5 protein-coding genes are annotated in these 6000 nt (G+C 70.8%); 4 read left to right on the plus strand and 1 reads right to left on the minus strand.

The features are described 5' to 3' along the window. Positions 1 to 30 precede the first annotated feature (30 nt). On the minus strand, positions 31 to 855 hold the full coding sequence (locus tag ACFWXC_RS50020) for a helix-turn-helix transcriptional regulator (RefSeq protein WP_384490469.1): 825 nt from the start codon (positions 853 to 855) through the stop codon (positions 31 to 33). 1460 nt (positions 856 to 2315) lie between these two features. Between ACFWXC_RS50020 and ACFWXC_RS50025 the strand changes: the two genes are divergently transcribed. From ACFWXC_RS50025 to ACFWXC_RS50040, 4 genes are all read left to right on the plus strand, one after another. Further along, positions 2316 to 3212, plus strand: coding sequence for a helix-turn-helix domain-containing protein (locus tag ACFWXC_RS50025; RefSeq protein ID WP_384490471.1), 897 nt, complete (start codon positions 2316 to 2318; stop codon positions 3210 to 3212). A gap of 2 nt (positions 3213 to 3214) precedes the next feature. Continuing rightward, complete coding sequence (locus tag ACFWXC_RS50030; RefSeq protein WP_384490473.1) at positions 3215 to 3931, plus strand: hypothetical protein; 717 nt, start codon at positions 3215 to 3217, stop codon at positions 3929 to 3931. Between the two features lie 162 nt (positions 3932 to 4093). After that, complete coding sequence (locus ACFWXC_RS50035; RefSeq protein WP_384490475.1) at positions 4094 to 4735, plus strand: WhiB family transcriptional regulator; 642 nt, start codon at positions 4094 to 4096, stop codon at positions 4733 to 4735. Next, positions 4732 to 6000 (plus strand): hypothetical protein (locus ACFWXC_RS50040; protein WP_384490477.1); only part of this gene is annotated, 1269 nt, incomplete at its 3' end. The genes ACFWXC_RS50035 and ACFWXC_RS50040, both read left to right, overlap by 4 nt.

Consider the following 6000-nt stretch of genomic DNA (forward strand, 5'->3'; position numbering starts at 1 on the left):
CCGCGGATAACCTGGCGGCGGAGGGGCCCGTCACTTTACTTGGACCGGCTGCTCGCCTGCTGGCTCCCGGGCTGCACGCTGGGTCAGGATCGTCATGCGGCAACCAGGAAGGCCGGCGGGTTGCAGAACGTGGGTGACCAGTTCGGTCACCTGACCGTCGCAAAGCGGCAGCGCCATCCGAAGCACGTGGCCGTCATAGTGGTCAGCGAAGTCGGCTGCGCCACGGGTCCACAGGTCGCGTACGGCGGGGTTCTGACGGGTGTCTGTGATGAGCTGCTGAAGATCTGGGTCGTGGGGACGGTCGACGGCCGCGCCGCGGAGCATGCGGACGCACACCTCCGCGTCGGCCTCCCAGTTCAGGTGCTGGTCCCGCGCTTCAGTGCTGAGGAGCAGCCACCGCATGAGGTTGGCCCCGGGCACGGTCGACCACGGGAACAGGGCGGCCATCGACATGTTGACCGCCAGGACGTTCCAGGTGGCATCGACGACGTACGCGGGGAAAGGCTGCTGGTCCAGCAGGAGGCGCAGTTCGTCACTGATGCGCGGCGGCTCCTCGGCTTCCAGGCTGGACAGGCCCCCGCCGTTGCTGACGAGGAACAGCGCACGTCGCTGGACCCGGTCGAGTCCGAGCAATGTGCCGATGGTGTCGAGTTCGTGGCGGGTGAAGGCCCGGGTGATCACTCCGCCTTCAAGGTCCCGGTACCAGCGCTCACTCCTATGCAGAGCGTCGGCTACTTCTCTCTGGAGGATCGGGCGGCCAAGCGTGGTACTGGCAGCGGCCCTGAAGGCGCGCAGCAGGACACCGACCCCGGTGAGTCCTCCTTCACCGCCGCCATCCTTTATGACCCCGGGCATGCCACTTTCCTCGCAGTTCACGTCTGAATGGTTCTGATCCCGTCAGATTGTATCCGGATCAAGTCAGGCGAGCCCCCAAGTAAATGCCGATCAGGCGCTGTTTCCTCCGTCACACGGCAGATCGATGGTCGCGCTGCGCGACCGGCAGAAGATTGCCGGTCACTGAATTTTGACCGACTTGTCCCCGGAGAGCGCAGAGAGCCCTTGCTAGCCGCGCTGCTCAGGGCTCGCAAAGTCCGGCCGTGCATAGGCAAGTTGAACGGTGATGGAGCATATCGAGCCTTGCGCGAGCAGGCATCTCGTTACTCCGCCGTGATCGTTTGCGCGCATTGACGGATGATCTGGACCAAGCCCAAGATCTGTCCATCCATACAACGGACCGCAGGTCACGGGGTGAGCCACGGGGGGATGGTCGTGAACGGTGCCCCCGCTGGATCAGCGTGGGTCCTCCTGGGCAGATGTGACTTGGATCGCTCTGGCCAGGCGGTTGAACAGGCCGTTGCGGCATGCGACATGAGGGAGGGCGAATTGAAGATCATCTGCGAGAACGCCGAGGCGGCCGTACCGCTGCCCGGGTCCCGGTCGGCTGCCTCCGTCGACAGAGGGACGAACCGATGATCCCCGCGACTTGCAGAGCGTCCTTTAGCCAGGTCTGTAAGACAAGCGATATCCGGAGTGCGCGATCTCACTGGGTGACGTAGGTCTGCATAAACAGCGCCGGCACCCAAGGAGGCTTCAACTCCCGGGCACCGGAATCTAAATGGCATTCCGGCCCCTGCAAGGGCCGGGATTTTAACCGACTTCACCGCACCGGACCTTTCCTACGGGCACACCGGCGCGGGTTTAACAGAAGGAGCGTCTTACGTGCCTACCGCCCTGCGCAAAGGTCGGCGCCCCCGGCCGACGCGGCAGCCGTTCCCCGCTCCCCGGACCGCACTCCGCCGGCATACCGCCCGCGCTCGGCTGCCGCGCCGTCGCTGCCGCCCCTGAGCGGGCGGCTGCAGCGCACGATCATTCGGTTACTTTCTGCAACCAGTACAGAGTTTAAGAACCAAGTCTGGATCTTGACACGGGTCCGTGCGTATGTTCGTCGTCCCCGGGCAGCCCGCCTGCCGGGGTGAACGTGAGGAGAGCACGGGCACGAACCGGACCGCGAAGGTCCACAAAACAGCGGCGGCGCCCGAGAGCGGTAACTCACGGACGCCGAACGCTAAGCGGCAGACCCGCCCCGGCAAGGGCGGCGATTGCCCACCATCACCACGCTGAGTCCTTCCGACGGGCGCATCAACGTGGCAACACTGCGAAGGGGAGTATCGCATGCCTCCTGCCCTGCGCAAAAGGCCATTCCGCCTGGCCTGCGCGGCAGCCACCTCCGCCTCGGCGCCTCAGCGCCCCGAGCCGGACCGCACCATCCCGGCCTCGACCACTAGCCGGTCCTGCCCGCTCTTCGGGAGCGGCCGATGAGCAGCGCAGCCCGGGAGTGGGTGTGGGAGCACAGCTCCAGTCGAGGGGCCGCGCGCCTGGTCCTGCTGTCGATCGCCGACCGGGTGGCCGACGAGCAGTGCATCTCGTATGCCTCGCTGTCCAGCCTGGCCAACCGGACCCGCGCCTCGGTCTCCACGGTGCGTGAGGCCGTCGAGCGTCTGCTCCTGGCCGGTGAGCTGGAACAGCTCGACGACCTCGTCGGCCCGCAGCGCAGCACGGTCTACCGCATGCCTCTCGCCGCCGAAGCGGTCGCCCAGGCCCAGCGAGAGCAGCAGGAGGAAGACGGCGACACGGCAGCGGCAGACGAGCCCGCCGGCCCCGCGAAGCTCCGGCTCTCGGCTCTGCGGCGGTACGGAATCCGCCCGCGTGAGGTACCGGAATCCTCTGCGAGGGTCCGGAAACCGGCAGTACCGGAAACCGGCAGGTCGAGGCGGAAACCGGCACAGCGGCGTACCGGCCACCGGCACAGCGATGTACCGGCTACCGGCACACAGAACCGTAGTGAACCTGATTTGAACCGGAGGTACAGCAGTAGTGGTGCGGCCGTCCTCTCGGCTGCCGAGTGGCAGGTCGACCCCGCCACCCACACCTGGACCCGCCAGCAGGGGCACCTGGACCGCCTCGGCGAGGAGGGCCTGCGCGCCGCCGACGCGAAGTGGCGTGCCCACCGGGCGGGCCACACCCCGAGGCCGGCAGAAGCCTGGGCTGCCGACTGGCGCTCCTGGGTCGCCCGGGAGCACGCCCCCAGCCGCCCGAACCTCTACGCCGTGCCCGGCAAGAACACCGCCGCACCGGGGGGCATGACGCGGACGGAGGCCCACACCGCCGCCCTCCTCGCCGCCCTCGCCGAGCCGACCGGAACGGAGGGCTGACCGTGGACCGCCGCGAAATCGCCGCCCTGCTGGCCTACATCGGCAGGCTCGACCCCCGCCTCATCCGGACGACCGAACGCGAGGCGGCCGACCAGCTCGCCCAGTGGCACGAGCTGCTCGGCGACGTGCCGATGGCCACCCCGCACGGCTGGGACGTCCGCGTCGCCGCCCGCCAGCACATCCGCACCTCGCCGTACCAGATCCTGCCCGCGGACCTGGTCCGGCCCTGGGAGAGCTACCGGCGCGACCGTCTGGCGCGGCACTCCGACCCGACGCCGTCCGTCGACCCGGACGACCAGGCCGCCTGGACCGCGGAGCTGGCCGGCACCCGCCGCGCCGTCGCCGCCGGTACCTCGCAGCCCGCGCAGGCACGGGCGATCACCAGCGGTCGCGACGGAGTCGACCCGAAGCTGGAGGCGCGGCTGCGGGAGATCGGCTCCTGCATACCGCCCGCCGCCCGGGCCGCCCTCGCGCCCTACCGGCCCGCCCGCGCAGCCCGCGAGGCCGCTGTCGCACAGGGAGCACCGGACGCGCTCAGCGTGCGGTGCGAGTGGTGCCTGGCCCAGCCCGGCGAGCCCTGCCGCCGGAGGCGGATCGGCCCGAACGCCGGAGTCCTCGCGCTCACCCCGCGGGCCACCCCGCATCCCGGCCGCCTCGACCTCGCCGCCGCCCAGCAGGCCCAGCACACCGAGCAGGCGCAGCAGCCCGCCTTCGCCTGACCGGCCCACCCGGCGCGTGCGCCCCGTCCGCTGCACCGCCACCCGACATCGCCGTCCCGCACTGTCTGCGGCGCACGCCCACGCGCCGCAGACGGCCCCCGACGCCGCATCCGCCGAGCACCGCGCCCGCCGGTCGGCGCGGCAGCACATCGGAGACCCGCCTTGCGCCACATCACCGCCCACGACGCGCCGGCCACCGGCCTGCGCGGCATCGGAGACACCAGCTGGCACACCCGCGGAGCGTGCCACGGCATGGACGTCGAGGACGCCGACGCCGTGTTCTTCCCCGGGCCGCGAGACCACGCCGACATCGCGGAGGCGAAGGAGCTGTGCGGCTGGTGCCCCGTACGTCGCGAGTGCCTGGACTTCGCCCTGGAGAACGTCCTCAAGGAGGGCATCTGGGGCGGCCTGACCGAAGCGGAACGGCGGCCGCTGCACGACAACCTGCACCAGCGCCTGGACTACCGGCGCGTGACCGCCTTCTTCCTGGGGCGCGACGTGCACCTGACCGAGGCCGAGCGGCAGGTCGTCATCGACCACGCCTACGTCCGGGGCTGGCTGCCCGACCAGCTCGCAGTCGGACTGGGGATCAGCCACAAGCACGCCCGGGACCTGCTCCGACAGGCCGCCAACAAGGTCCTCGACCGCGACCGTAACTACGGCGTGCCCCGCCCCAAGAAGAAGCGGAAGAACACCTCCAGGGCCGCAGCCGCTACTGCGCCCGCAGCTCCCGGCACGCGGCAGCCGGCAGACCGCCCGGCGGCGTCGACTCCGGCGCGCGCCACTCTCGGAAAGGCAGCATGACCCACTCCGTCCTCGGCTTCGCTGCTACGTCGGACCTCCCGCTCCTCCTGGCCGCCGTCGCACCCGCCGTCCTCGCTCTCGTACTGACTGCCTGGACCATCCGGCGCCGGGGCACCCGCTCGCAGAAACGTCTCGGCGGGCCGGCGGTCAAGGTCGCCGCCGTCGCCGCCCTGGGCTGCACCGCCTACAGTGCGGACACGAGCTGGCGCTTCGCCGCCGACTACCTCGACATGGCCGGCACCGCCGAGCGCGCCGGCATGTTCGCCGCCGCCGAACTCGCCCTGTTCGCGACCGCGCTGATGGCACGCCAGAACCTTGCCGTCCAGGGCGCCCCCGGCCTGCCGGGCACGCTGGTCTGGGTAATCACTACGGTGCAGGTGATCCCTGCCTACGCCGAGAGCGGCCCCATCGGCGGTACCGTCCGGGCCTTCGTCGGACCGGTCATGGCGGCGATGCTGTGGCACCTGGCCATGGGCATCGAACTGCGTCTGCGCACCCCCGGCGCCGCCTCGAACGGGCTGATCGCCTTCCTGGGCCGGGAGGCACGCGAACGGTTGCTGTCCCGCCTGGGCATCGCGGCGCGAGACCGCGACGCCGCGCAGATCACCCGGGACCGGGCCACCACCCGCGCGGTCACCCTCGCCGCCCGCCTCGCCGAGCGCACACCCATGCAGCAGCGGAACCGTCGCGGACGGCGGCTGACCCGACGCCTGTCGAAGGCGGTCGGCAGGGCCTCGGTCGGCACCGACCCCCTCCAGCGGGCACAGCTGCTCGACCAGCTCGCCGCCCGGCGACACGCGCTCGCACTCGCCACGGTCCCGCTCCCTTCTCCATGGTCCCCGGCACACAGCAGCACATCGGCTGCCACGGTCCCCGCACAGCCGACATCGAATGTCCCCGTCCCCGGTCCCGATGGTTCCGACGAGCCGGTCCCGGACCGAGGAACGAGGACTTCGTGGGGACCAGTCCCCGATGTGGCGGACCCGGAAGCCAAGGTCAGCTCGGGGACCGACGGCGAGGAATCGGGGACGCGCGCGGGGACCAAGCAGCCTGAACTCGCCGCGGTCCCGGGGACCGAACCCGTCGCTCCGGAAGCCGCAGCACGAGGCACCGGGGTCACGGGGACCGACCACAACGCGCGAGAAGTAGCAGCTCGGGGCGCAGCTTCCCACCGGGGACCGGACCTCGCGGAGTCGGGGACCGAGAGCACCGAGGACCGAGGACCGACCACCACCGAGTCCGGGACCGAGAGCACCGAGGACCGA

The sequence above is a fragment of the Streptomyces sp. NPDC058683 genome (assembly GCF_042716195.1).
GTDB lineage: Bacteria > Actinomycetota > Actinomycetes > Streptomycetales > Streptomycetaceae > Streptomyces.